Below are 25,310 nucleotides of genomic sequence, written 5' to 3'. Positions count from 1 at the left end.
GCCTCTGGATGCTTCGATTGTGCTTGTTGTCCACCTGGCCGCAGCCGTGAGTTGCAGCTGCGCCGATCGTCATTGACGCCGTTCGCCCGCGCGCGCCAGCCCCCAATACACGAGCAGTGGCGCAGTCAGTTGCAGCATGACAATCGAGCACATCAGCACGGCTCGAAACGCGGGGTCGAAGTCAGGATACAACGCATAGGTGTCGTCCATCAGCAAGTACGCGAGCGCGGACATCGGCGCAAGCGACACGCCCAGCGCAGTGCCTTGACGCAGGTCGATACCGCTGGGCTTGGCAAATGCCAGTACACCCACGAGCTTGGCGACAAAGCGCGCGACGATCAACACAAGCGCAGCCAATCCACCCATCGCGATCTGCGACCATTGGAAGCTGAGCAGCGTCAACACAAACAGGATCACGGTTAGCAGCCAGCCGGCGCTGCCGAAATGCTCGGGCCACAGTTGCGGGCGCTCATCCAGGTTCTTAAAGATGATCCCCGCCGCAAGCAAGGCCAAGACCGTGGACAGCTTGAACAAATGCGCGATGGCGATCGCCAGCAGCACCAGGCCAAAAACCGCAACAAACGAATGCTCGTCTTGCAAGCCGATGCGCCGGTACAGAAAATTACAACTGCGCGCGAGCCCATAGGCCAGCACCGACGAGCCGGCGATCAAGTAGATCGGCTGCACAATTGTGGCGAACGCGTTGCCGTAATACTCCTGGTGCAGCCAGCCGGACACGAGCTTCACCAAGACGACAGCGTACATACTGTTCAGTGCCGCGAGGGTCAGCAACCGCTGCGTGACCTGCCCCTGAGCGCGCAGTTCGGTCTTGAGCTGGATTACCATCGCAGGCGAAGTCGCGATCGCGATAGCCGCCAGCACGGTGGCCTCGACGACCGGCATCTTCAAGAACAGCAATGCGCCAAGCACCGTGATGAACGTCAACGCGCCCTCGGCCAGACTCGATACGATCAGCCATGGATTCTTGCGCAACCAGCGCAAGTCGACGCGGCTGCCGAGTTCGAACAGCAATAGCCCGAGTGCCACGTCCATCAACAAGCGAGTCGAAAAACCCAATGTCTCATCAATCGCATGTGCGCCGGTGCCCGAAGCCACCAGGCCGATGATCGCATAGCCGGTAATGCGCGGTAAGCGAAACGCCCGCCAACAGGCTTCGCCGCACAACCCGGCGACCAGCAAGATGAGTCCGGCGTAGAAAACCGCGTCGGGAACTAACGGCCAGCTCGGGAAAAAAGAAAACGCCGACTTCATCGTGATGCCTTCTCCTGTCAAGTATCCAGCGTTTCTGCAAGTATTTGCCTAGGTGACAGTCGTTGCGCACCACCAGCGCTTAAGGCTGGCTCATTATCTACGATCGTCGCCGGTTTGCGCGTGGCCGCCGAGCGGCATGCGTAGCGATATCACCCCGTGCGGACACCGCATCAAAACACTGCGGCCTGAAGAAAGTGCGCAGCCTGATATGACCGGTCGAGCACATTTTGCAAAGGTGATGACTGTTTCGACTGACAGGCGCGCCCGCCGTTGCATCGCAGATCGTTTTATAGCGACGCGCCCCGCGCGATGCCAGACAAGCCGGATTGGCTGCCTGGGCAAACACGAGCAGAGTAGAAAGTGCCTGATTTTGCCACAGCCCGGCTATCCCGATGCAACGTTGCGGACCTCGAATCAAATCGGTATGCCTGAATCGGTAAAAACAACGCAGCATTCATTGACGCGGCATGAGTGATGGGTAATTTTGACCGACATATGCCACGCCCGAGGCTATCCGAAGCGTTTGATGGGAATGCGTCTGTTCCCGGACAGCCACGTAATACGTTGACGTCGGTCTTGTTCACTTCGCTCCCGTCTAATCAAATCACGCTTCTCCAATCGCTTGAGCACATCAATCATCGTCGTGCAGTCAATGCTCGACTCCATGCATAGCAAGGTCTGGTGCATGCTCAAGGCGGGTATGCGACAACTGGACCAGCAAACTGTACTGTAGGGGTGGAATGACAAATTGCTGACAGTTCCCGAAGAACAGCAAGTCGTGAATTGAGTGACGTCAGTACACGAGGCAACTTGGCTATTCCCAAAGTCTCACGTGGACAGAGGTTGGTACCTTAGGAACTCTGATGCTCGCGTCAAGTTATCTGTGCTGACGTAAATGGATTGTAATCGTTGGAATTGACAACGTTGACATCGGGTACATTCGACTGACCGGGCATGACCGAGTGTTGGTTTTAAGGTTTACCGTATATGTAAACGTAGTAGAAGTTAACAAAGCAGTGCTCCGTCTGTGGATAACTTGAGTTAACGCTTTGTAAACATCTACTTGCCATACTGAGAAGTCTTCGGAGAAAATGTGCGGCGCGCATTGCTTTTGCCGAACAACTTTGTTGACGCAAGGTCACGTCCAGCAGTTACCCAGAATGAGTCCACATGCCGTGCGCCGGTAACCCACGCGGTTATCCACAGCACAAGGTGGATAACCATCGAACGGGCGTCAGGCCATCGCGCCGTACCGCTACCCCGCTCTATCGTTGAGCTGTAGCGCGCAGCGTGCGCAGCAGGTAACGCGCCGGATCCAATGCGTCAGCCAGGTCCCGCTCCAGTGGCCAAGGCTCGCCGTTGATCTGGCTGGCGAGCAATTCGCCGCTTATCGCCGCCCACACGAGTCCTCGTGAACCATAGGCGAATGCGCCGTACAGGCCTGGGCGCCGTTGCAGCTCCGGCAGCCGTGCGCCGGACTGGGAGGCGCCGGCTGCCATCGGATCCGCTTCGTCCGCCAGCGGACCGACCATGGGCAGCCGGTCACTGACCACGCAACGTAAGCCTACCCGCCCCTGTACCCTAGCCCAGTCAACTGACGGCGCGATTCCCGGTATGAGCGCGCGCAGGCGGCTGATATTCTCGTCATGTGACGCGCGCCGTTCGTCCAAGCCAGCGTCATCCATGTCGTAGCTTGCACCGGTCATCAGGCGGCCGTTATCCAGTGCCAGTGCGTAGCCATCGCCGATTACGGGCATGCGAAGCGAAGCCGGCGCGGCATGTGGCAATATCGTCAATTGCCCGCGGGCCGAGCGCACCGGCGCGTGGGCCAAATGGCCCAGACGGATCGCGTCGTGCGCGTTGGCGATGACCACGACGGGTGCTGTGGCGATCCGCCCGCCCGCTGCATCGAGCGCGTGCCAGCCTTCCACGTCATGAACGAGCTGTTCAACGCGCACGCCGAACAGCGTGCGCCACGCCAGGCTTTGGCCGTTCGCGGCGAGCGTGGTGCGTGCCGCGGCCAATTGGGCACGGCACAGTGATGGCGGCGCGATCCACCCGCCACGTGGGAACCAGACGCCACCGCGCTCGAGCGTGACGCCAGCGTAGGCGCTGGCCGCATCGCGGTCCACCGCGACGGCGAATCCGGCCGGCAGTCCGGCTGCGGCGATGGCGCCGCGCAATGCCGCGGCGTCGACGTCGTCTTGCGCGAGCTGCAGCAGTCCACCGGCGTGCCAGTGCAGCGCATGGCCAGCGTCGGCCAATGCCTGCCAGGCCCGCAGCGCATACAGGAAGCCCGCGCTGGAGAGCCGCATGGCAGGTGTCATCGCGCGCGCGATCATCGGATGGAACACGCCCGCCGGGTTACCTGAGGCTTCGCTCGCCGGTGCATCGCGCTGTTCCAGCAGCGTGATCGCCCAGCCGCGCGCAGCCAGCCGCTCGGCTACCGCGCAGCCAGCCAGCCCCGCGCCGACCACAATCGCATGGCGGTGCGTCCAGGCAGCGCGCGGCGGCGGTTCATGGCGTCGGACCCGGTAGGCCGGTGCGAATTCGCCGACTAGCATGTCGCGCTTGGTGCCATAGCCCCGCGCCTTACGGTGCACGAAACCGGCGCCGGTGAGTGCAGCCTTGACCTTGCCGGCCGAGGTATAAGTGGCGAACGTGGCGCCGACTTCGGCCATTCTGGCTAGCGCCTTGAAGATCGCGGGCGACCATAGCGCGTCGTTTTTGGCCGGCGAGAAGCCGTCGAGATAGAACGCATCGGCGCGCACGGCCAACTTGGGTAGCATTTGCGCTGCATCGCCCAGTGCCAGTGTCAATGTGACGCGTCCGTCATCGAACGCCAGCCGATGAATGCCGGGCGTGAGCATGGGCCAGGCGCGGACCAGCTTGCGTGCAAGGCCTGCAAGTTCAGCATGCGAATCGAGCAGGCGCGTGAGCAGCGTGTCAAGATCGTCGCGGCTGAACGGATGTTTTTCGACGGAAACGAAATGCAGCCGATCGCATCGCGAGGGGTCGCCGCGCCACTGTGACCATGTGACGAGGAAGTTTAAGCCGAGCCCGAAGCCGGTCTCCACGATCGAAAACACCGCCTTGTGTTGCCAATTGGCGGGCAGCCGGTTTCCCGCGACGAACACGTGCAGCGCCTGGCCGATGCCCCCCATCGCGCTATGGTAGACGTCGTCGAACAGCGGTGAATAAGGGATGCCGTCCTCGCGCAACGCAAGTTGCGCGGCAATGAGTGGGCCAGTCATCGGGCTCGAACGTTGGCAAAAACCAACGCTGGCCGGGTTTTTATCGGGATGAGAGCGAACATCACGTTCCTTTTCGGCACAAACTGCGCACAGCGTGTGAAAGAGCAGGTAAATTCTGCGGAACCCTTGTCAATAAAGGGTTTGCCGTGGTTATCATAGCAAGCGCCGTCCACGCACGTGGGGTACGCCAGTTCGGGCCGGGAAGCGGCAACGCTGATATTGCATCGCCGCAAGTGATGCGGGGAACGCTTGCAGCAAGATCGCGGGGCTCGACGCCATGGTGCGCGCACGTATAATCGGCGCGTTTATGGCGTTCATAATCAACCAACTTTAAAAGGATACGTATGAACAAACAGGAACTGATCGATGCGGTCGCCGCGCAGACCGGCGCCAGCAAGGCGCAAACTGGCGAGACGCTCGACACGCTGCTCGAAATCATTAAGACGGTCGTGTCCAAGGGCGACAGCGTCCAGTTGATCGGCTTCGGCAGCTTCGGCTCGGGCAAGCGCGCGGCGCGCACCGGCCGTAACCCGAAGACCGGCGAGACGATCAAGATTCCCGCTGCAAAGACGGTCAAGTTCACGGCCGGCAAGGCGTTCAAGGACGTCGTCAACGAGCGTTAAGCGCTGACGCAAGCAGCCGTGCCGCCCGCTGCCCACAAGCGGGTGCACTTTCCCCGCGCCACGCCCGGCGAACACGCCGGACGTGGCGCGCGGCACCGTGGTTTATATTGATCGGCTGGCGAACGCCGGCGACCCGGGTGCGTTCCCGGGCGGGTCATCGACATCGTTGACGTGATCGAACGCTTCGCTCCATCGCGGAAACGGGTCGGCGAATCCCTGCCATGCCGACGGATTGGCGCCTTTCTGCCCTGCTTGCCATTGCGCATCGGTCAGCACGCATGCGTCAAGCCTGGCTTGCCACGCATCGCGATCCAGATGCGCGCCGATCAGCACCAGTTCCTGGCGACGATCACCGATCGTCGGATCGCTCCAATCTCCATGCCAGTCCGTTTTCAACTCCGACAGGAACGCGTCGTCTTGCGGCCACGTATCGCGCGGCTGGGCGGCCCACCACGTTCCGGCCGGCCCGTGCCGGCATACCGTGCCGGCCTGAGACAGCGTGCCAGCAAGGTCGTTGCGGGTAGCGAGCCAGAAAAAACCCTTGCTGCGCAGCACGCCGCGCCAGGCAGTCTCGTTGTGCAGCAAGTCCCAGAAACGTTGCGGATGAAACGGCCGGCGCGACCGATACACCACATTGCCGATGCCAAATGCGTCGGCTTCGCCGGGATGATCGTGATGTAGCGACGCAAGCCAGCCTGGCGCGCTCGCCGCCAGATCGAAATCGAAGCGGCCGGTGTTAAACACCTCGGCTAGCGGCACGTCGGCAAAGCGTGAGACCACTTGGCGCGCGCGCGGATTGATCCGCGCAAGGATGTGCCGTAGCCGGGACAGCTCGTCGGCGCTGACCAGATCGGCCTTGTTCAGCACCAGCACGTCGCAAAACTCCACTTGCTCGATCAGCAACTCGACCAGCGCGCGATCATCGCCGGCATCGACGGCCATGCCGCGGTCGGCCAGCGCGTCGGTCGATTCATAGTCACGCAGGAAATGGCACGCATCGACCACCGTGACGAGCGTGTCCAGCCTGGCAAGGTCGGCGAGCGCCACGCCGTCGTCGTCGACGAACGTGAAGGTTTCAGCAATCGGTAGCGGCTCTGCGATGCCAGTCGATTCGATCAGGATCGCATCAAAGCGGTTTTCTGCGGCAAGCCGCTTCACCTCACGTAGCAGATCGTCGCGCAACGTACAGCAGATACAGCCATTTGAAAGTTCAACGAGCCGCTCATCGACGTGCGACAGCTCGCTCGCGCCGCGTACCAGCTGCGCATCGATATTGACCGACGCGACATCGTTGACGATGACGGCCACGCGCAAGCCGGCTCGGTTCGCGAGGATATGATTGAGCAGTGTGGTCTTGCCGGCGCCAAGAAAGCCGCAGAGCACGGTGACAGGCAGGGGAGCAAAAGTCATCGCCACATTCTACGCCTGCCGCTTGCGCCGCTCAGCTCAGCGCTGCGCGAGCAGGTTCCACTTGTTCAGAATCGCCATGATCTGCTTGGCGTACTTGTCGCGCAGCGCCGGTGTTTCGGAATGATAAGAGCCGACCGCCTGCCAGGTATTGCCGTATTTGTCCATTTGGCGTCGCAAGTGCCAGGCGGCGATGTAGACGGCCTTGCATGGCTCCATTAGCGTCTGGTGCGAGATGCCGTATGACGCGAGCTTAGGTAAGTGGATCGAGTTGATCTGCATCAAGCCGTAGTCGGTTGAGCCGTTCGCGTTCTTGTGCAGTGCGTCAGGCCGGTTGTGCGACTCCTGCCACGCGATCGCGCGCAGGATCAGGGGATTCACGTGATGATAGGCAGCCGCGTTGTCGAAGCAGTCCGCATGCGCGCGCGGCGACGTCAGTGCGAGCACGCTGGCGGCAAAGGCGATCGAGGTGATGGATCTCAGGTTCATCGTTTCGAACAGGAGCAGTTTCAAGGCGGCACCCGGCGTGTACAATGCGACCCCGCGGCGTGGCCGACCCGTGCCGGCACACGCACCTTCGTGCCACTTCGTCGCTCATGGTAACGCATCGGGATGCCCGGTCTGTGGCGTTGCTTCGCGCCGGCACGCGTCACTGCGCGGCGCGCCGCTGAGTTGCGTCGCGTATGGCCCATCATCTGGCACGATAGGCGGCGGAACTAGGCGTTTGCCCACAGAAGCGGCAGGCGGAATAGTCCGCCGCCGGCATTTTTGCCATGGTGACGCATGCGTGCGCAAGTAAGGATCGTTTAGGGATAACTTTTTGTCCGAATTCAAGGAATGATCGTTCTTGTGATAGTTCAGACTTAAAAAGCTGTTAATGTTGCGACTTTGGCATTGCGCATGGCATCTTTGCGGTGCCACACCAAGCTGCTTGCATAATTGATCGGACTGAGCACTGCTCGGCCGGCGCCAAACACCACTATCCAATGACACAGAATCGTTTTCCTGCGCGACGCATGGCGCGTTCGCTGCTGGTCGCGGGTCTGATCGCCGCCGTGCTCGGGGCGTCCCCCGCTCGCGCGCAGGTCACCTTGAATTTCGTCGATGCCGATATTGACCAGGTTGCCAAGGCAATCGGCGCGGCGACCAACAAGACGATCATTGTTGACCCCCGCGTCAAGGGACAATTGAATCTCGTTTCCGAGCAGCCGGTACCGCGGGAACAGGCACTTAAGACGTTGCAGTCTGCGTTGCGGATGCAGGGGTTCGCCCTGGTGCAGGACCACGGGGTGCTGAAGGTCGTGCCGGAGGCGGATGCGAAGCTGCAAGGCGTGCCGACCTATATCGGCAACACGACGCCGGCCCGCGGCGACCAAGTGGTCACACAGGTGTTCCAGCTGCGCAACGAGTCAGCGAACAACCTGTTGCCGGTGTTGCGGCCATTGATCTCGCCAAATAACCAAGTTGCCGCCTATCCGTCGAACAATACGCTGGTGGTGACCGACTACGCGGACAATGTGCGCCGTATCGGCCAGATCATTCAGGGCATCGACACGTCGGCCGGGGCACAGGTGCAGATCGTGCCGTTGAAGAACGCCAGCGCAGTCGATGTCGCGCAACAACTGGGCAAGCTACTCGACCCGGGTGCGATTGGGGGCACTGATGCGACGCTGCGCGTGAGCGTGAATGCCGACCCGCGGACCAATTCGGTGCTGCTGCGCGCGGCGAGCCCGTCAAGGTTGGCGGCGGCGAAATCGCTGATTGCGACGCTGGACGCGCCGACGACGCAACCGGGCAATATCCACGTGGTGCCGCTGCGCAACGCGGAAGCGGTACGCATGGCTAAGACGCTGCGCGGCATGCTCGGAGGCAGCCGCGGTGCAACAGGCTCGGAATCGCAAAGCAGCGGCGGCAAATCCGATTCGTTCGGTGGCGGTCTTGGCAGCTCCACCGGCGTGTCTGGGCTGCCACCGCTACCCTCGGGCTCATCCAGTGCCATGAGCCGCAACCCGCTGTCGGGCAGTGGCGGCGCTGGCGGATTCGGCTCCGGACAGTCGAGGGACCAAAGTTTCAGCGACAAGGAAAGTAGCAACGACGACAATGCGCAGGGCGGTATCGTGCAAGCCGACCCGGCTACCAATTCGCTCATCATCACCGCGCCAGAGCCGTTATACCGGAACATCCGCAACGTGATTGACCAGCTCGACCAGCGCCGGGCACAGGTCTACATCGAAGCGGTGATCGTGGACATGAACGCGACCTCCGGTGCCAACCTTGGTATCCAATGGCAGGGCGCGCTGTTGTCGAACAACGGCAATAATGGGGTGTATGGCGGCTCAAACTTCAATGCAAACGGCAGCCAGAGCATCGTCGGCTTAAGCGCCACCGGCGCCATCGTCGCGCAGGACCCGGCCACCGCGGCCGCACAGATTGGCCCGAACAACCTGCTCAACAATGGCCTGAACATTGGCCTGCTGCACCGCTTCGGTAAGGTCTTCGGCCTGGGTGGCCTGTTGCAGGCGCTGGCCACGAGCAGCGATACCAACATCCTGTCTACGCCTAACCTGATCACGCTAGACAATGAAGAAGCGCGGATCGTGGTCGGCCAAAACGTGCCGGTGGTGACTGGTTCATACGCGACGCCGACCGCCAATACGACGACTTCGGTCTCCGCATTCAACACGTTCGATCGCCAGGACGTGGGTATCACGCTGCATATCAAGCCGCAGATCAGCGAGGGCGGCGTGCTCAAGCTGCAGATCTACCAGGAGGATTCCGCCGTGCAACAAGGCACGCAGTCCAACCCTGGCGGTGTGTCGATCACCAAGCGCTCGATCCAGTCCACCGTGCTGGCGGACGACGGCGAAATCATCGTGCTCGGTGGCCTGATCCAGGACAACTACGCGAACGGCAATTCGAAGGTGCCATGGCTGGGCAATATCCCGGTGCTCGGCAGTCTGTTCCGCAGCGAATCGAAGACGCGCACGAAATCGAACCTGATGGTGTTCCTGCGCCCGGTGATCGTGCGCGACCAAAGCACCAGTAGTCAGCTGGCGCTGGACCGCTACGAGTATTTGCGCGCCGAACAGGCCGCATACCAATCGGATAACCGGATCGTCAAGGACCGCGAAACGCCGTTGTTGCCGCCCGCGCCGCTGGGGCCGAACGAAGGAGGCGGGCCCGCGGCGAATAACGTGTTCGATCTGCGCTCGGCATATGGCCGCAGCGGGCCGCACCATGGCAATGGAGCCGATGCACGCGGCAACGGCGCCGCGGCGACGAGCGTGTCGCCACCTGTTGACGCACCCGACGCGTCAGTTAGTCATGCCCCTGCACCTGTGGGCGCGTCGCCTGCGCCAGCGTCGCCGGCCGATTCCACGGTGGCGCCCGGACAGCATCCGTGACGCCTGCCCTTTCTGTACAAACAGGTCCGTCAATGCGTACCGTGACTGCTTCGAGCGAAACCGTTGCCGAGCGCGAGCCGCCGTCGCCGTTGGCCGCGCGGCTGTTGCCTTACGCGTTCGCGCGCAGCGGCCAGATCCTGATCGCGCACCAGCACGCCAGTGGACTGGATGTCTGGATCAGCGAACGCACCAGTGCCGCGGCGCTGGCCGAGGTGGCACGCAACTTCGGCGCGCTGACGCTGACCCGCTTGCCGTCAGACGAGTTGACGCAGGCGATCAACAACGCGTATGCGCGGCAAGACGGCAGCGCCGCGCAGGTGGTCGGCGAGGTCGAGGGCGAAGTCGACTTGTCCAGGCTGATGCAGGACATTCCGGAGGTCGAGGATCTGCTCGAGTCCGAGGACGACGCGCCGATTATCCGGATGATCAATGCGCTGCTCACGCAGGCTGCCCGCGAAGGCGCGTCGGATATCCACATTGAGCCGTTTGAGAACACGTCGGTCGTGCGCTTTCGCGTGGACGGCACGTTGCGCGACGTGGTGCGGCCCAAAAAGGCGCTGCATGGCGCACTGATCTCGCGTATCAAGATCATGGCGCAACTGGACATCGCCGAAAAGCGTTTGCCGCAGGACGGACGCATTACGTTGCGTGTCGGCGGGCGCCCGGTCGATGTCCGGGTATCGACGCTACCCACCGGTCACGGCGAACGCGCGGTGTTGCGGTTGCTCGAGAAGGATGCGCAGCGACTGAACTTGGAGCGGCTGGGAATGGGCCCCGACACGCTTGCGCAATTCGACAAGCTGATTGGACGCCCGCACGGCATCGTGCTGGTGACCGGCCCGACCGGCTCGGGCAAGACCACGACGTTGTACGCGGCGCTGTCGCGGCTGGAGACCGAGACGTCGAACATCATGACGGTCGAGGATCCGATCGAGTACGACTTGTCCGGCATCGGGCAGACGCAGGTCAACGATCGCATCGGGATGAATTTTGCCCGCGCGCTACGCTCGATCCTGCGGCAGGACCCGGACATTATCATGATTGGGGAAATTCGCGACCTGGAGACGGCGCAGATCGCGGTACAGGCGTCGCTGACCGGGCACTTGGTGCTGGCCACGTTGCACACCAACGATGCGGCATCTGCGGTGACGCGGCTCACCGACATGGGCGTGGAGCCCTATCTGCTTGCTTCGAGCCTGCTGGGCGTGCTGGCGCAACGACTGGTGCGCCAGTTGTGTCCGGTATGCAAGCGACAGAGCGTCGATGATGGTCGTATGCAGTGGCATCCGGTCGGTTGCGACAAGTGTGGCCACTGCGGCTATACCGGCCGCCGTGGCGTCTATGAACTGTTGCTAATTGATGACGCGATCCGCACGTTGATTCACCGCAATGCATCGGATGCCGAACTGCTCCAGCGCGCACGCGCGAGCGGCATGCGTACATTGCGCGAGGATGCGCAGCGCTGGCTCGACACCGGTGTGACCTCGCTCGAGGAAGTGCTGCGTGTAACCGGCGGGGAATAACACGGACCGCCTATGCCCGCTTTCCGATTCGAGGCGATCGACGCCACAGGCAAGTCGCAACGCGGCGTAGTCGAGGCTGACAGCGCGCGCGCCGCGCGTGCGCAACTGCGCACGCAAGGGTTGACGCCGCTGCTGGTGGAGGCTGCCGGCAGCCGCGAGCGCGGCCAACGCGGCCAGCGGCTGGTATGGGGCCGCAAGCTGTCGCAGCGTGAGCAGGCACTGTTCACGCGGCAGCTGGCCAGCCTGTTGATCGCCGGGCTGCCGTTGGACGAAGCGCTCGCTGTGCTGACGGACCAGGCCGAGCGCGAGTACATCCGCGAGTTGATTGCCGCCATCCGTGCTGAAGTGCTCGGCGGTCAGTCGCTGGCCGGCGCGCTGGCGCAGCATCCGCGCGATTTTCCGGATATCTATCGCGCACTGGTGTCGGCCGGCGAGCATACCGGCAAGCTCGGGCTCGTGCTGTCCCGGTTGGCCGACTATATCGAGCAACGCAACGCGCTGCGCTCGAAGATCCAACTCGCCTTTACGTACCCTGCCATTGTCACGCTGGTGGCGTTCGGCATTGTGACGTTCCTGCTCAGCTACGTGGTGCCGCAAGTGGTCAGCGTGTTCGCGAGCACGAAACAGCAATTGCCACTGCTCACGGTGATGATGATGTCGCTGTCCTCGTTCGTGCGGCACGGCTGGTGGGCGATTCTGTTGATTGTGGTGGTCACGGTCTGGCTCGTACGTCGCATCCTGCAGCAAAGCGGGCCGCGCTTGGCGTTCGATCGCTGGCTGCTCGGCGCACCGCTCGCCGGCAAGCTGGTACGTGGCTATAACACAGTGCGCTTCGCGTCGACGCTCGGGATCCTGACCGCCGCTGGCGTGCCAATCCTGCGTGCGCTTCAGGCCGCTGGGGAAACCTTGAACAACCGTGCCATGCGCTCGCTGGTGGATGAGGCGATCGTGCGCGTGCGCGAGGGAACCTCGCTGTCACGCGCGTTGGGTAACACGCGCACCTTTCCGCCGGTGCTGGTGCATTTGATTCGCTCCGGCGAGGCGACGGGCGACGTGACGTCGATGCTCGACCGCGCATCGGAGGGCGAGGCGCTGGAGCTGGAGCGGCGCACGATGTTCCTGACCAGCTTGCTGGAACCGCTGTTGATCCTCGCGATGGGCGGGGTGGTGCTGGTGATCGTGCTGGCGGTGATGCTGCCGATCATCGAGTTGAACAACATGGTGGGCTGAGCGTCGCGGCGATGGTCGCCGCGCCCGTGGTTCAGCGTCTGCGATTCAGCGCACGTAGATCGTGGGTTGGCCTGGTGCGTTGGGCGGCAGGAAGATTTCTGAGCGTCCGCCATTGCGTTCGACGACGATCGAGCGCTGCCGCACGGCGACGAGCTTCACACCCCGTGCGATCGGGCTGTTCAGCGATATCGCGCGGGCTGGATCGGTGCCGTACGACACGATGGCGGCTGCGCCGTCGGCCAGCGCGAGGATACCGGACAGGTGGATGTTGGGCGCGCGCGTGTCGCCGGCGTGCGAGCCGAACAGAGTTTGAGCCGCGTCGGTGGTGACCGGCAAGCGGCCTGGCGCGGCGGCTGGAAGCGGCGCGGTGTCACGGGAGCGAAGCGTGATGACCCAGTAAGTGACGCTCGCGCACAACACGGCGAACAAGGCGAGCGATGCAAGCCGCACCGCAAGGCGTTGAGTCAGAAAGTTCATGATAGATATTGTACGAGCTTATATGACATTGAGGAGCGTGCATGACGCGCCGGATCGCAGCCGACGGCATGATGAGTTTGTGCGTCATGGTGCCACGGGGGAGGGCGAAACGGCGGCCGCGCGGAGCGGCCGCCTGGGCAGCGGCTTAAAATGGTCGCGACACGAGACCGGTCGATGAGCGCCGATGCACCGGCGCGTCGCGACGGCTTTTTTCCAGTCAATTCGAGTAACGAGGTAGGAATGCAATACGCAAGACCAACAATTCGCCGCCAGGCCGGCACGCCGGCGCACCGCCAGCGTGGTTTCACGCTGATTGAGATTATGGTCGTGATCGCGATTCTTGGGATCCTGGCCGCCCTGGTGGTGCCCAAGATCATGAGTCGTCCCGACCAGGCACGCCGCGTGGCGGCGGGCCAGGACATTCATACGATCATGGATGCGCTGAAGCTGTATCGGCTCGACAACGGCCGGTATCCGACACAGGAGCAAGGTTTGCGAGCGTTGATCCAGAAGCCGGCGACCGATCCGGTGCCAAACAATTGGAAGGAAGGGGGCTACCTCGAGAAGCTGCCGAATGATCCCTGGGGTAACCCGTATCAGTACCTGAACCCGGGCGTGCACGGCGAAATCGACGTGTTCAGCTATGGCGCCGATGGTAAGCCAGGCGGTGAGGGCAACGACGCTGACATCGGTTCGTGGCAGTAGTGCGCGAGCCGACGCACCCGCGATGGCCCGCGTGATGAGTGTGGCGATGATCGCCCGTCGTGCCGCGGCGTGTGGCGCTGGCCGCGTGCAGCCGTGCCGAGGCGCGCGCGCGGTGGCCGGCTTCACGCTGTTGGAAATGCTGGTGGTGCTGGTGATCGCGGGCATCCTGATATCGATGGCGACGCTGACGGCAACGCGCAATCCTCGCACAGATCTGAACGAGCAGGCGCAGCGTTTGGCGTTGCTGTTCGAGTCGGCCGGCGACGAGGCGCAGGTGCGTTCCCAGCCGATCGCTTGGGTGCCGGTGGCGGGCGGCTATCGCTTCGAGGCACGCACCGCGGATGGCTGGCGTGCACTGCGTGACGACCTACTTGCGTCGCGTCGCTGGGACACGGAAGTAACCGGGGTGGCGATACGTTATCCAGGTTCGGACGAGACGGTCAGCCGAATCGTGTTCGGGGTGGAGAGCATCGACACGCCGGTAGAGGTCACGCTTTATTCGGCGATCGGCCAGGTCAGCATCGTCGGCAATGGCAATGGCCGCTTCGAGGTGCGTTGAAATGAGGCGCGGCATACGGGGTTTCACGATGATCGAGGTGCTGGTCGCGTTGGCGATCATCGCGATCGCGCTTGCCGCATCGTTGCGTGCAGTCGGCGTGCTGGCTGTCAATAGCAGCGAGTTGGACAAGCGTATGTATGCGGGCTGGAGTGCGGACAACGAACTGGCCAGGCTGCATTTGATGAAGGCGTGGCCCGATATCGGCTCGCGCACGTTCGACTGCTCGCAGGGCAATCTCGCGTTGCGTTGCACGGAGCGGGTATCGGCCACCCCCAATCCGATCTTCCGGCGCGTCGAGGTGTTTGTCGCCACCCCGGGGCAGTCGGGCTACCTAGTGCAAATGGTTACGGTCATCGCCAATGAAACCGGCCGCTCGCTCTGACCGACAGCGTGGCTTCACGCTGATCGAACTGCTAGTCGCGATCGCGATCCTAGCGGTGATCGCCGTGCTGTCGTGGCGCGGGCTGGATTCGATCATGCGCAGTCGCGAGGCGATCAGCCGCTCGATGGAGGACGAGCGCGTCCTGGCGCAGCTGTTCGACCAGATGCGCGCGGACGCTCGGCAGGCGGCCACCGATGACCAGGCGGGCACCGCGGCGGTGGCGATTGGCAATGGCGAGCTGCGCATCGTGCGCCTGCTGTTCGCTCAGGACAGCGCGCCGCGGCTGCAAGTGGTGCGTTACCGGCTCGACAATGGGCGAATCCTCCGTCTCGCGTCGCCGCCGATCGCCACGCAGGGACAATTGCGCAGTGCGCTGCGCGGCGGCGCCGAGGGCTGGAGCGAGGTGTCGCTGATCGGCGGTGTCAGCGCGATGCGCATGCGTTTGTTCGTGCCGCAAGTCGGCTGGACCCGTTCCATGGCCGACGTTGACGCGACCATCGCGAAGAGCATGAACAACCTGAAGATACCCGGCTTGAACGCTGCGCCGCTGCTGCGCGCGGCCACAGGGCTGGAAGTGACGCTGCGCGCGCCGCAGGTCAGCGCGCCGCTCACGCGCGTGCTGTTGATCGGGGAATGACGATGCATGCCCATCGCCGTCCAGACCTTCTCCATTGTGCCCGGCCGCCACGGCGCACGCGCGCCGAGCGCGGCGCCGCGATCATCACCGCGCTGTTCGTAGTCGCGCTCGCGGCCATATTGGTCTCTGGGATGCTGTGGCGGCAGCAGGTGCAGATCCGACGGATCGAGAACCAGCGGCTGTTGGCACAGGCGCGTTGGATTTCGCGCGGTGCGACCGATTGGACGCGGCTGATCCTGCGCAGTGAGGGCGACACCGCGCCGGGCTTTACGTACCTGGGTGGTATCTGGAGTGTGCCCATCGCACGCACGCGTCTGTCTGACTTCCTTGGCCAGATTGGCGAGGTACGTGCCGAGGAAGGGGCCGCAACGTACCTGTCCGGTTCGATTGAGGACGCGCAGGCGCGCTTTAACTTGCGTAACTTGGCCACCATTCCACGCCCCGGCGTCATCGCGGTCGATCCGAACCAACTGCTGGTGCTCCAGCGACTGCTGTCGTCGCTAGGATTGGATGGGCAATTGGCCGGCCGTGTCGCCAGTGCGGTGCGCGACAGCCTGGCGGGCTCCGCGACGCGCTTTCAGGTGAATGCTCAGACGCCGTTTGGCGCGAGTGGTGTGCCCGCTCAGCAGGCAGCGGCCGGCTCGGCGATCGGCGGCGAGTTGACCGATAAACCGGGACTCGAGGGCGGCAACGATGCGTCCGCGCGCCGGCCGATTCAGATGGTCGAGGCAACCGCGCTGCTGGATGTGGCCGGTTTCACGCCGGAGATGGTCGCGCGCCTTAAGCCGTTTGTGATCGTGCTGCCAACCCGCACGGTGCTCAACATGAATACCGCCAGCGCCGAAGTGATCGCCGCTAGCATACCGGGTATGTCGATCGGCGCGGCGCAAGCGCTGGTGGCGCGCCGCAGCACGGTGTTTTTTCGCAATACGGGCGAGGTGCAGCTCGCGTTACAAGCGGCCGGCATCCCCGCGGTGGAGAAAAACCTGAACACGATCGGCGTCGATACGAACTACTTCATTGTGCATGGCAAAGTTCAGCATGAGCGCGCCGAATTGATCCGTACAACTTTGATATACCGCGACGCGTTGACCAAGACCACGCGCGTTGTCAGTGTGAGGGATGAGTGATGCGCCAGCCCCGCGTCGCAATTTTTTACCCTGCCATTCAACCCCGTCATCGAACGAGGACTGCTTCTTGACCACGCTGATCGTCCAACTGCCGCCGCGTGACCCGGCGGTGCCTTCGCAGGAATGGCAACTGCCGGATCTGCCGTTCTTACTGCTCGACAAGCACGGCCGGACCCAACGCGCCGGCCGCGCGTCGCTGGCGTTGCTGCCGCGCGCCACCCGTACCGTGCTGATGCTGGCTGCACGCGATCTGCTGATGCTGGCCGCGACAGTTCCGCCGCTCAATGGACCGCGCTTGCGCCAGGCACTGCCCAATGTCATCGAAGATCACCTGATTCAGGACCCGCAGACCTGCCACATCGCGCTCGATCCGGCCGGGCCAATCGACGGCAAGCGGGTGATCGCCGCGATCGACCGCGGCTGGTTCCGCTTCATCTGTGATGCGTTTCGCAGCGCCGGCCATACCTCGCTGCGTGCGGTGCCGATCACGCGATGCCTGCCGCAACCGGGCGCTGTGCAGCACGCGCTGGACGCGATCGACTCGCAGGCTGCTGCCGGCGCGGCACTGCCCCGGGCTGCGGCCGACGGCAGCGGCCCGGCCCCGTCCAATGCTGAGCCGGGTGATGAAACGGGCGTTCCTGCGCATTTGCCGATCGTCGCCGCGATCCTCGGCGATGTCGTGCGCACGCAGCCGGCCGCGCTGCTCGGCGAGCCGGGCGAGTTGTCTGGCGCGTTCGGGCCGCATTGGGAGCTGGCGCTGGCGCGCGGCGCGCTGGGCGAGGGGTTTGCGGTACCGGTTGATGCGCTGGAGCCGACGCTTGCCGCCCTGGCCGCCGATGCGCCGGTGACCCTATACTGTCTCACTGGGGTGCCGGGCAGCGAGCCGCGCGCCGGCTGTGGCGGCAATGACGCGGCGGCGCTCGCCACGCATCTCGAGGTCCTGCCGCTGACGTTCGAGACGCTGGCACGCAACGCGCTGGCGCAGGACTTTGACCTATGCCAGTTCGAGTTCGCGCCGCAATTATGGAACCTGTCCGGCGCCACGCTCGCGCGCTGGCGCTTGCCGATCGCGCTCGCGCTCGCGTCGATCGTCGTCGCGGTGATCGGCGTGAACGTGCAATGGCTAATGTTGGCGCGGCAGCGTGATGCAATCAATGCGCAGATGACCGAGTTGTTGCTCAGCGCCTTTCCGAAAACCACGGTCGTGCTCGATCCGGCTGATCAGATGACGCGGCAACTGGATCAGTTGCGGCTGGCTGCCGGCGAGCCGGCGCCGGACGATTTCCTGTCGCTGGCCGATGCGCTTGCCCGCTCGCTGGGACCCGTGCCATCCAATACGATCGCGCAGCTGGACTATCGCAACCGCTCACTGGAGGTGACGTTCAAGCCGTCAGTCACCGTCGACAATGGGCTGACGCAGCGTCTGGCTCGCAATGGCGTAGCGGGCGAGGTGGACACCAGCACCGGCAAATGGACGATCAGGAGTGCGCGATGAAAAGCAAAAGCGCCGTAGCGACGGCTCTGGGCGATTTTTGGGACGAGCGTGCGCCGCGCGAGAAGAAGATGATCACGATTGGCGGCGCCGTGTTGGCACTGATTGTGCTGTATTCGGTGGCGTTGGACCCCGCGCTGAGTGGCCGCGCAAAACTGCGCGCTGACTTGCCCGCGATGCAGCGTCGCTTGGCGCAGATGACGGCCGACGCGAACGAGGCCCACCTACTCGCCGCGCGGGCGCAGGGCAGCGCGCCCACCGGCAATGCGCTTAAGGAGGCGTTGGCCGCGTCGCTCGCGCAACGCGCACTGGTGGCGACACAGCTAAGCGTGGCCGGCCCCAACGTCCAGCTTCAATTAAAGAACGCGCAGTTCGGCAGTTGGGTGGCGTGGCTGAACGACGTGCGCCGGCAATTTAAGGTCAAGGCTTCGGAGGCGCATGTCATTGCATTGAAGGACGACGGCCAAGTGGATGTCACCGCGACGCTGCAGCCGGCTAATACAAAATAATTCAACGGACCCACGATGTTTTTTTTCTGGCACCGGATCGCGCGCACGCTGCCCTGGATCATCGTGGGCGGCTTGGCGGTGCTCATCACGCTATTATGCATCGCGCCCGCCGCGTGGATCACGCCGCAATTCGGGCGGGCCACCGGCGGGCATGTGAACCTGGTGGACCCGGCCGGCTCGCTGTGGCACGGGTCAGCCACGCTGCTGCTGGCCCCCGGCAGCGATCGCGCCAATTCGACGCTGCTGCCCGGCCGGGTCGAATGGCATACTGCCTTTTGGCCGCTGTTTGGCGGTCGCTTGCACATGACGCTGCAGCATACCGAAGCGATGCACCAGCCGGTCACGCTGGACGCGTCGCGCAGCCAGGCCGTGCTCGGTGCCGGTTCGCTGGCGTTGCCCGCCACGTTGCTCACGGGTCTGGGCGCACCGTTCAATACGCTGGATTTGCAAGGCGACGTGCGGTTGTCCTGGACCGACATGCGCGTGCTGAACCAGCAGGCGTATGGACAGCTCACCGTGCTGCTGACCGACATGGCCTCGCGCGTGTCGCTGGTCCGGCCACTCGGCAGCTATCGTGTCACGCTGCTCGCGCAAGGCCCAGCGGCGACGTTGCAACTGGCGACGCTGCGTGGCCCGCTACAACTGAATGGCGCCGGGCAGTGGCAGCGAGGGCACTTCGCGTTCAATGGCGCCGCCCGTTCGACGAGCGAGGCCCGCGGTAGTCTGGCCGGGCTGTTGAACCTGCTGGGTCGCCGCATCGATGACGCGACATACGCGATCACCTTTGCGCGCTGAAGCCACGCGTTGAATCGCCCGTTGCGGCACATACGGTTCAGTGGCGCGGCGCCAGGCCGATGCCGCGCCGCGGCTTGGTAATCCAGACTAGACTGGCCAGGACAATGAATGCCAGGCACGAAAGCCGAAAAAAGTCGTTTGCCGCCATCATCATGCGTTGCTGCGTGACGATCTGGTTGAGCATCGCCGTCGTGCTGTCTGTCGCCGGCCAGCCTGAGGGCTTGCAGTGCGTCGCGATAGGCGTGCGTATGTGCGTATTGGCCGCATAGGCTTCACCGATTCCCGTAAACTTTTGTAACGTGGAGCGCGACGCGGATAACGCGCCGGCGTATCGCGCGGTTTATGCTGCGCATTGCGCGGCAGGCCGTTCCACGGGCCGAGCGCCGCATCCGGTTACAGGAATGTCAATGCATTTGGACTTTTGCTATTTTCCGGCGGCGCGCCGCGGCGCCGCTGCGCCGTGCCGCGCTCCTGTTCTACGCTGCGCGCTGGCGCTCGCCCTACTGCTCACCGGCTGCGCGGTGGGTCCCGACTACACGCGTCCGAGCGTCACGGTACCGGCGAGCTTCAAGGAGGCCACGCCTGGCTGGAAAGTGGCGCAACCAGCCGATCATCAAGACCGTGGCAATTGGTGGGCCATCTATCGTGATACGCAACTGGACACCTTGATGGACCGGCTCAATGCCGCAAACCAGACCGTCGCGCAGTTCGCCGCGGCTTACCGGCAGGCGCGTGCGCTGACTGCCGAGGCACGTGCAAGCGGGTTCCCGACCCTCAGTGGGTCGGCCTCCGGCAGCCGTGCCGGATCAGGCAGCGCGTCGCACGGCACGACGACAAGTGGGGTGGCGGCCGGCCACTCGCGTGTATCGAATAGTTTCAGCACGTCGCTGGACGCATCATGGGAGGCAGACCTGTGGGGTGGCATTGCCCGTGCGGTGGCGTCGCAGAAGGCCGGGCAGCAGGCGGCGGCGGCCGCGCTCGCCAATGCGCGACTGTCCGCGCAGGCGGCGTTGGCACAGAATTATTATCTGCTGCGCACGTCGGACGCACAACAAAAGGTGCTTGACGAAACCGTGGCCGCGTATCAGCGCACGCTCGAGTTGACCCAAAACCAATACAAGCAGGGCATCGTGCCGCGCTCGGACGTGATCCAAGCGCAAACACAATTGCAGTCGGCGCAATCCGTCGCGCTTGGCAATGGTATTGACCGGGCACAATATGAGCACGCGATTGCCGTGCTAGTCGGCGAGCCCGCCTCGACGTTTTCACTGCCGCCCGCACCGCTTGACGTGACCCCGCCGGCGATCCCCGTATCGTTGCCCAGCGCGCTGCTCGAGCGCCGCCCGGATGTCGCGTCCGCCGAGCGCAAGGCTGCTGCCGCCAACGAGCAGATCGGCGTAGCGATGGCCGCGTTCTTCCCCTCGCTGACGTTGTCGGCGCAAGAAGGATTCTCCAGTTCGGTGCTGGCGCAGTTGGTGCGGGCGCCGTCGCGGTTCTGGTCACTCGGCCCGGAGTTGGCTGCGTCGATCTTCGATGCAGGCCTGCGCAGCGCGAAACTCGACGCGGCACGTGCCGCCTACGACGAGCAGGTCGCGGTGTACCGGCAGACCGTGCTGGCGGCGCTTCAGGAGGTCGAGGACAACCTAACCTCGTTGCGGATCTTAGCGCAGCAAATCGCGCTGCAGCAAGCCAGTGTCGATTCGGCCCAGCAGGCGCTGGACATCGTGCTCAACCAATATAAGGCCGGCACCGTCGCGTACTTGTCGGTGCTCACCGCACAGGCGAGCCTGCTGTCTGCGCAGCAGGCGCTGCAGTCGCTGGCTGGCCAGCGCATGACCGCGTCGGTCGGACTGATCAAGGCACTCGGCGGTGGCTGGGACGTTGCGCGACTCGATACCGAAACCGGCTCGGTGGCGGCGCCGACCGCCGCTTCCGAGGTCTCGCGCAACTGATGCTGGCACGGCTCGGCCCATTATCTCAGGCACACAGGCAGCTTTCAGGCGAACAGCGGCAGCCCTTCGACCAGCACGATTGCAAACACGACGCCAAGCAGCGCGCCCAGGAGGCGTAACACGTTTGCGGTGAAGCGTGAGGCCACCGGCAACATGCCCAACGCGAACGCGCCGGCCAGCGCCATTGGGGCCAGAATGATGAACTCACCCGCCGTAAAATTGCCGGACATGGCGTGCTCCATGGATTCATGTCGTGCAACCAGTATAGGCGATGAACCGCATGCGTTCACGGCGCCTAGCGGCCGCCGAAATACGGTGACCAGGGGCCGGACGGGGGGGCATGGCGGCGCGGCGTGCGAACCAGACGAAGGTGGGGCGTTTGGCGCGGATGGCGCAGCGCCCGCGCCGGCGTGACGCGCACCGAGCGGCCCAGCGAGGCACGCCAGATGCTGTACAGACGTAGATGGACGAGCGAGTGCACCCACGCGCGTACGCTGCCGCTCCAGCGCTGCGCGATATCGCGCGACAAACGCGCGGTCAGCGCGCGCGTGCGCGCGACGTGGTGACGCAGCGAGCGCGCGGCGCGCCGTTGTGCGATACGCGTGATATGAGCGGCATGCCAGACGGTGACGGACATGCGTTTGGACAAACGAGCTGACATGATCATTGACTCGAGAGGGAAAGCGCCGAAGCGCTATTGTGTAGCGGTAACGGACTCAGCGTACACCCGAAATAGCTTATCCGACAGTGACACGGACCACGCCGCCGCGCGCGGGTTCAGCAGTTAAAAACAGGGTTGGAAGCATGCCGGGCGTACTGCACGTAAAATCATTGGAATCGAAGTCATTGAACCGGATATGCGATGGCGGAGCATTTCTCAAAGAGAGGTCAGGTCGAGTTGCTGAGGCAGCACGGTTTTGTCGTCGTGCCCGGCGTGTTGCCGGCCTCGCGTTGCGAGGCGATCAAGCAGGCGGCGCGTGCCGAGCTTGCGCAGCCGCAGGGGCCAGTCGAATTCGAGGCGGATCTATGCTATCCCGGCGCACCGCAATCGCACACCGCGCCCGGCGGCAACACGGTACGCCGCTTGCTCGACGCATACGCGCGCAATGCACTGTATCGACAGTGGGCCACGTCAACGGAAATCCGCGGCTGGATGGAATTGTATTTTGGTGAACAGGTAGCGCTTTCGCGCGCGCATCACAACTGCATGATGACCAAGCACCCGACATATGGCAGTTTGACGGGCTGGCATCGCGACATCCGGTATTGGGCATTCAAGCGCGAGGACCTCATATCGGTGTGGCTCGCACTCGGTACGGAGACCGTGGAGAACGGCGCGCTGTGGTTCGTGCCTGGCTCACACGCGGTGGATTTTGCCCCGGAGCGTTTTGATGAAGCGAAGTTCTTCCGCGCGGACGTGCCCGAAAATGCAGCGTTGATCAGCACGGCGGTTTCTCCGGCGCTGAACCCGGGTGACGTGGTGTTCTTCCACTGCAACACGCTGCATTCGGCGGGCAAGAATCTGGCTGACGACGTTAAGTTCTCACTGGTCTTCACCTACCATGGCGTCAGTAACGCACCGGTGCCGGGCACGCGCTCGGCGGCCAAGCCGGAAGTGCCGCTGTGAGCGCTGGCGGGCGGCGGGCACGCGTGGCATCCGGAGCGGGCGCGCGCTGGTCCCGCGCGCTTTAGCGCCGCGAGCTGAGCGCGAGTCCGACGATGCCGGCAACCAATGCCACCGCGCCGGCAGCGAGTAGCGTGATGGTGCGCTCGGTCGGCGTGCCGGTGAACAGGCGCGACACATCATTGCTGAACGAGTGCAGTGATGTGCCGCCGAAATACAACAGCACGATACCGCCAACAATGAGCGCGATCGATACAGCGTTGCCCATGAAAGTGTCCTCCGTCGTTGTGTGATGCTCGTCGAGCGTGACCGGATTATCGCCGATGCGCCGTGCGCCGCGGCGCACTGGATCATTTGATTGCGCATAGCCCTAAGACTTTTCGCATGAGTGACCAAGCTGCCGTGCAACGCTATCGTCCGGCATGCAGTTCCGGCTCTATCGCGACGAGTCGCCTGATTTCGACCCAGGCCGGCTAAGACATGGCCTCTGACGCGACGCGGCGCCGGTCGGTCCCGTCAACTGCGCGCCGAGACGCGGCAACACGCGCGCCAGCGTGATACCGCGCGCCGCCATGAACAGCAGCAGTGACGCCCATAGCCCATCGTTGCCGAACAGGCCGGGCAGCGTCATCGCGCCCAGCATGAACATGGCAAGCGAGATTGCCATCGCCCACATGAGATCCCGCGTACGCGTGGCGCCAATGAACATGCCATCGAACAGGAAACCCCAGACGGAGATCACCGGCAGTGCCGCGGCCCACGGCAGAAAGCGCACGGCCGTATCGCGGACCGCATGCTGATCGGTCAGGCAGCCGATGATCCATTCGCCGCCGCTCGCGTAGACCAGCGAAAAAAACAGTGCGCCGAGCCCGCCCCACACCATCGTGGTCCGCACGGCCTGACGGAGGGCGTCGCGTTGGCGCGCACCGATGGCGGCCCCGACCAGTGCTTCGGCGGCATGGGCGAAGCCGTCGAGCGCATAGGCCATGAAGGTCTGGAAGTTCAACAACAGTGCGTTGGCCGCCAGCACCAGGTCGCCTTGCGCCGCGCCGGCGTGCGCGAACCAGCCGAAACATGTCAGTAGGCACAGCGTACGCACGAAAATGTCACGATTGAGCGCAACCAATCGCCGCAGCGCGCTGGTATCCACAAGCGTGGCCCAGCGCAATGGCGGCAGCGCGCGCGGCCGCTTTCGCCACAGCAGCCACGCGCCCAGCACGAAGCCGCACGCGTCGGCCGTTGCGGTAGCTGCGCCGATACCGGCAATGCGCCAGTCAAAGACATAGACGTACAGCAGTACCGCCGCTACATTGACGGCATTGATAAACAGTTGAATGAGCAACGCAACGCGCACGCGCTGGCAGCCCAGCAGGAAACCCAGTATCACGTAGTTGCATAGCGCCAGTGGGGCGGCCCAGATCCGCGCGTGGCAATAGTCGCTGGCGTACTGCTGTAGTGCGTCGCTGCCGCCGATGAGGCGCAATGCGGTATCGATCAATGGCGTGCTCAGCGCGAGCACGACTAGGCCGATCACGATCGCCAGTGCCGACGCACGCAACAGCGTCGCGCGCAACGCGACGCTGTTGCGTGCGCCGAATGCCTGCGCCGTGAGCCCGGTGGTGCCCATGCGAAGGAAGCCGAAGCCCCAAAAAACGAAATTAAAAAACAAGCCGCCGGCGGCGACCGCTCCCAAATACGCCGGATCCGGCAGGTGGCCCGCGACGGCCGTGTCCACTGCGCCGAGGATCGGCTGGGTCAGGTTTGCCAGGATGATCGGTACCGCCAGCGCGAGCACGCGGCGATGCCACCGCACAGCACTGACCGGCGTATGGGACGGGGAGGCGGACAGCGACTGGCACGGCGGTAAGCGGTCGTTGGATTCGTTCATGGACAGCGCCATGTTGGGCAAGGTCGTGATGATGACGGGAAAGGGCCTGACGCGACGGATTCGCGTACTGTGGATAGCCGCGACATAAAAAAAGCCCGCTCATCGAGCGGGCTGAATCCATATCAGGAGGAGACATGGAGGAGACGGTTCCCACTATACGGATTCTCATGCTGCAACGCAACATCTGAACGTGGAAAATTTTAGAGTCAACCCACTATTCATCGATCGGTGATAGGTCCCTAATAATTTTGACCAAGCGCTTTGCGCTACCGAAATGACAGCGCAAGATACGTGGTGCCCGCGTACGGCGGCATCGATAAAGTGAATCACACGCCATCCATTGCCAAGGGTCCATCATGAACGATCGAGTCAACATGCCAGTTTGCCCGGCAGACCGGGCCGGTTCATCACGCGCGGTCGCGCCCACGTCTGCGTCGAAGACGTATC

At 63.6% G+C, this 25,310-nt stretch carries 25 protein-coding genes; 14 read left to right on the top strand and 11 right to left on the bottom strand.

The window, feature by feature from the left end; genetic code table 11:
• Positions 1 to 69: 69 nt before the first annotated feature.
• From KPG66_RS00300 to mnmC, 3 genes are all read right to left on the bottom strand, one after another.
• Positions 70 to 1,272, bottom strand: coding sequence for a cation:proton antiporter (locus tag KPG66_RS00300; protein WP_041752927.1), 1,203 nt, complete (start codon positions 1,270 to 1,272; stop codon positions 70 to 72).
• A gap of 510 nt (positions 1,273 to 1,782) precedes the next feature.
• Positions 1,783 to 1,959: a MarR family transcriptional regulator gene (locus KPG66_RS17825; protein WP_370645051.1), complete on the bottom strand. Its 177-nt coding sequence runs from the start codon at positions 1,957 to 1,959 to the stop codon at positions 1,783 to 1,785.
• A 578-nt stretch (positions 1,960 to 2,537) separates the two neighbouring features.
• Entirely contained in the window at positions 2,538 to 4,526 is a 1,989-nt protein-coding gene (gene mnmC, locus KPG66_RS00295; protein WP_237069690.1) for a bifunctional tRNA (5-methylaminomethyl-2-thiouridine)(34)-methyltransferase MnmD/FAD-dependent 5-carboxymethylaminomethyl-2-thiouridine(34) oxidoreductase MnmC, read from the bottom strand.
• Between the two features lie 344 nt (positions 4,527 to 4,870).
• On the opposite strand from mnmC, the gene KPG66_RS00290 reads away from it, so the two are divergent.
• Positions 4,871 to 5,149 (top strand): HU family DNA-binding protein, encoded by a 279-nt coding sequence (locus tag KPG66_RS00290; protein WP_013433873.1) that lies wholly within the window; start codon positions 4,871 to 4,873, stop codon positions 5,147 to 5,149.
• 102 nt (positions 5,150 to 5,251) lie between these two features.
• Here the strand turns inward: KPG66_RS00290 and KPG66_RS00285 are convergent, their stop codons facing one another.
• Together KPG66_RS00285 and KPG66_RS00280 are read right to left on the bottom strand one after the other, a co-directional pair.
• Complete coding sequence (locus KPG66_RS00285; protein WP_041752925.1) at positions 5,252 to 6,559, bottom strand: GTP-binding protein; 1,308 nt, start codon at positions 6,557 to 6,559, stop codon at positions 5,252 to 5,254.
• Positions 6,560 to 6,595: 36 nt separating this feature from the next.
• On the bottom strand, positions 6,596 to 7,045 hold the full coding sequence (locus KPG66_RS00280; RefSeq protein ID WP_041753957.1) for a lytic transglycosylase domain-containing protein: 450 nt from the start codon (positions 7,043 to 7,045) through the stop codon (positions 6,596 to 6,598).
• A gap of 497 nt (positions 7,046 to 7,542) precedes the next feature.
• Between KPG66_RS00280 and gspD the strand changes: the two genes are divergently transcribed.
• The 3 genes from gspD to gspF are packed head-to-tail and all read left to right on the top strand — an operon-like array spanning position 7,543 to position 12,713.
• A complete protein-coding gene (gene gspD, locus KPG66_RS00275; protein ID WP_237069689.1) occupies positions 7,543 to 9,960 on the top strand; it encodes a type II secretion system secretin GspD in 2,418 nt (805 codons plus the stop codon).
• A gap of 32 nt (positions 9,961 to 9,992) precedes the next feature.
• Positions 9,993 to 11,483 (top strand): type II secretion system ATPase GspE, encoded by a 1,491-nt coding sequence (gene gspE / locus KPG66_RS00270; RefSeq protein ID WP_041752924.1) that lies wholly within the window; start codon positions 9,993 to 9,995, stop codon positions 11,481 to 11,483.
• Positions 11,484 to 11,495: 12 nt separating this feature from the next.
• Entirely contained in the window at positions 11,496 to 12,713 is a 1,218-nt protein-coding gene (gene gspF / locus KPG66_RS00265) for a type II secretion system inner membrane protein GspF (RefSeq protein WP_013433867.1), read from the top strand.
• Positions 12,714 to 12,758: 45 nt separating this feature from the next.
• On the opposite strand, the gene KPG66_RS00260 is transcribed toward gspF, so the two are convergent.
• On the bottom strand, positions 12,759 to 13,190 hold the full coding sequence (locus KPG66_RS00260) for a hypothetical protein (protein WP_013433866.1): 432 nt from the start codon (positions 13,188 to 13,190) through the stop codon (positions 12,759 to 12,761).
• 240 nt (positions 13,191 to 13,430) lie between these two features.
• On the opposite strand from KPG66_RS00260, the gene gspG reads away from it, so the two are divergent.
• From gspG to KPG66_RS00220, 8 genes are all read left to right on the top strand, one after another.
• A complete protein-coding gene (gene gspG, locus KPG66_RS00255) occupies positions 13,431 to 13,895 on the top strand; it encodes a type II secretion system major pseudopilin GspG (RefSeq protein ID WP_041753955.1) in 465 nt (154 codons plus the stop codon).
• Positions 13,896 to 13,941: 46 nt separating this feature from the next.
• Positions 13,942 to 14,454 carry a GspH/FimT family pseudopilin gene (locus KPG66_RS00250; RefSeq protein WP_049786431.1) on the top strand — a complete coding sequence of 171 codons (513 nt, stop codon included), beginning with the start codon at positions 13,942 to 13,944 and terminating at the stop codon, positions 14,452 to 14,454.
• Positions 14,426 to 14,836: a type II secretion system minor pseudopilin GspI gene (gene gspI, locus KPG66_RS00245; protein WP_013433863.1), complete on the top strand. Its 411-nt coding sequence runs from the start codon at positions 14,426 to 14,428 to the stop codon at positions 14,834 to 14,836. Before KPG66_RS00250 ends, gspI begins: the two co-directional genes overlap by 29 nt.
• On the top strand, positions 14,814 to 15,473 hold the full coding sequence (locus KPG66_RS00240; RefSeq protein WP_013433862.1) for a PulJ/GspJ family protein: 660 nt from the start codon (positions 14,814 to 14,816) through the stop codon (positions 15,471 to 15,473). The genes gspI and KPG66_RS00240 overlap by 23 nt, the downstream gene beginning before the upstream one ends.
• Entirely contained in the window at positions 15,470 to 16,603 is a 1,134-nt protein-coding gene (gene gspK, locus KPG66_RS00235) for a type II secretion system minor pseudopilin GspK (protein ID WP_013433861.1), read from the top strand. Before KPG66_RS00240 ends, gspK begins: the two co-directional genes overlap by 4 nt.
• Before the next feature lie 67 nt (positions 16,604 to 16,670).
• Positions 16,671 to 18,098 carry a type II secretion system protein GspL gene (gene gspL / locus KPG66_RS00230; RefSeq protein ID WP_041752922.1) on the top strand — a complete coding sequence of 476 codons (1,428 nt, stop codon included), beginning with the start codon at positions 16,671 to 16,673 and terminating at the stop codon, positions 18,096 to 18,098.
• A complete protein-coding gene (gene gspM / locus KPG66_RS00225) occupies positions 18,074 to 18,604 on the top strand; it encodes a type II secretion system protein GspM (protein WP_013433859.1) in 531 nt (176 codons plus the stop codon). The genes gspL and gspM overlap by 25 nt, the downstream gene beginning before the upstream one ends.
• 15 nt (positions 18,605 to 18,619) lie before the next feature.
• Positions 18,620 to 19,399 (top strand): type II secretion system protein N, encoded by a 780-nt coding sequence (locus KPG66_RS00220; protein WP_013433858.1) that lies wholly within the window; start codon positions 18,620 to 18,622, stop codon positions 19,397 to 19,399.
• Positions 19,400 to 19,436: 37 nt separating this feature from the next.
• Here the strand turns inward: KPG66_RS00220 and KPG66_RS00215 are convergent, their stop codons facing one another.
• Positions 19,437 to 19,583: a multidrug resistance protein B gene (locus KPG66_RS00215; protein ID WP_013433857.1), complete on the bottom strand. Its 147-nt coding sequence runs from the start codon at positions 19,581 to 19,583 to the stop codon at positions 19,437 to 19,439.
• 223 nt (positions 19,584 to 19,806) lie between these two features.
• Here KPG66_RS00215 and KPG66_RS00210 point away from each other — a divergent pair, with 223 nt between their 5' ends.
• The gene (locus KPG66_RS00210) at positions 19,807 to 21,351 is read left to right on the top strand and encodes an efflux transporter outer membrane subunit (protein ID WP_157864300.1); all 1,545 of its coding nucleotides are present in this window, start codon (positions 19,807 to 19,809) and stop codon (positions 21,349 to 21,351) included.
• Between the two features lie 44 nt (positions 21,352 to 21,395).
• Here KPG66_RS00210 and KPG66_RS00205 read toward each other — a convergent pair whose 3' ends face one another.
• Positions 21,396 to 21,581 (bottom strand): hypothetical protein, encoded by a 186-nt coding sequence (locus KPG66_RS00205; RefSeq protein ID WP_041753952.1) that lies wholly within the window; start codon positions 21,579 to 21,581, stop codon positions 21,396 to 21,398.
• A 65-nt stretch (positions 21,582 to 21,646) separates the two neighbouring features.
• On the bottom strand, positions 21,647 to 21,988 hold the full coding sequence (locus KPG66_RS00200) for a hypothetical protein (RefSeq protein WP_041752921.1): 342 nt from the start codon (positions 21,986 to 21,988) through the stop codon (positions 21,647 to 21,649).
• Positions 21,989 to 22,213: 225 nt separating this feature from the next.
• On the opposite strand from KPG66_RS00200, the gene KPG66_RS00195 reads away from it, so the two are divergent.
• Entirely contained in the window at positions 22,214 to 22,978 is a 765-nt protein-coding gene (locus KPG66_RS00195) for a phytanoyl-CoA dioxygenase family protein (protein WP_013433853.1), read from the top strand.
• A 61-nt stretch (positions 22,979 to 23,039) separates the two neighbouring features.
• Here the strand turns inward: KPG66_RS00195 and KPG66_RS00190 are convergent, their stop codons facing one another.
• Complete coding sequence (locus KPG66_RS00190; RefSeq protein ID WP_041753951.1) at positions 23,040 to 23,243, bottom strand: DUF3185 family protein; 204 nt, start codon at positions 23,241 to 23,243, stop codon at positions 23,040 to 23,042.
• A gap of 168 nt (positions 23,244 to 23,411) precedes the next feature.
• Positions 23,412 to 24,863 (bottom strand): MATE family efflux transporter, encoded by a 1,452-nt coding sequence (locus KPG66_RS00185; protein WP_041753950.1) that lies wholly within the window; start codon positions 24,861 to 24,863, stop codon positions 23,412 to 23,414.
• Between the last annotated feature and the right edge of the window lie 447 nt (positions 24,864 to 25,310).

It is taken from the genome of Mycetohabitans sp. B2 (genome assembly GCF_021733735.1).
Taxonomy (GTDB): Bacteria; Pseudomonadota; Gammaproteobacteria; order Burkholderiales; family Burkholderiaceae; genus Mycetohabitans; species Mycetohabitans rhizoxinica.
The sequence above is the reverse complement of the archived record's forward strand: the minus strand, read 5'-3'. Positions and strand labels throughout refer to the sequence as shown.